Genomic DNA, 934 nt, shown 5'->3' on the forward strand with positions numbered 1-934 from the left:
TGATGGGTGTCGACGAGGCCACGGTCCGCTCGCAGCTCGCCCAGGCGCACCGCCGACTCGCCCGGGAGGTCGACGCGTCCGTAGAGTCATCAGGCCCCGCGAGCGCCGGGACCCCCCGCCGCTTCCCGGCAAGCGCCGGAGGCGTTCTCCCGCTCCGGCAGCCACCAGTAGTCGGACGGCGACATGCCAGCTTTCTGGATTCCGCACAGCGTCCTGTTGAAAATACCGAAGGCGTGGGAGACGTCGGCGGGAAGGCCGTCCGCGACAGCCCGCTCCCAACGCATCCCCACGGGCAAATACGGCGGCCGCGCGACCTCGAACCACTCACCACCCACATCGGTAGAGGCGTAGCACCAGGAACAGGACCAGATCTCCGAATGCGTCACCGACGGCAGCGCCGGCCATCGCCACATCGCCCGTCCACACACATCGCACTCCACGGGCGATTCCTCACACGCCTCCATGCGTGGACCCAATCCGCTGACACCACGCTACTTACCAAACACCCCAGCCGGGACAAAACGCTCTTTCAGTGCCTGTTTGGCCCACTGTCGGCGGTGTCCACTGCGGTACACACGCGCTCTTTGCTGCTTTAGACCGTGTCCTATGTGGTGAGGCGGGCGAGCCGCTTGTAGCAGCAGATGGCGGCGGCGAGACCGAGAAAGGCCAGGTAGTTGCGGGTGTGGCGTTCGTAGCGGTGGTTGAGCCGACGGTAGCCGGTGAGCCCGGACATGGTCCGCTCGATCACCCACCGGCGCCGTCCGAGTCGTTCCGATGACTCGACGCCCTTGCGGGCGATACGGACTCCGATCCGTTTGCCGCGTAACCATTTCCCCAGGTGGGGAACGTCGTATGCCTTGTCGGCGTGAAGGCGTTGGGGTTTGAAGTGGCGGCCGCGGTGGGGGTCGTGTCTCGTTTGGTGACCTGTGATCAT

Annotated in this window: 1 protein-coding gene; it reads right to left on the minus strand. The window is 65.7% G+C overall.

The window, feature by feature from the left end:
• Positions 1–604 precede the first annotated feature (604 nt).
• Positions 605–934: transposase (locus ADK55_RS16235; protein WP_053679357.1), on the minus strand; the 330-nt coding region annotated here is incomplete at its 5' end.

The sequence above is a fragment of the Streptomyces sp. WM4235 genome, assembly GCF_001279725.1.
In the GTDB taxonomy this organism is placed as follows: Bacteria; Actinomycetota; Actinomycetes; order Streptomycetales; family Streptomycetaceae; genus Streptomyces.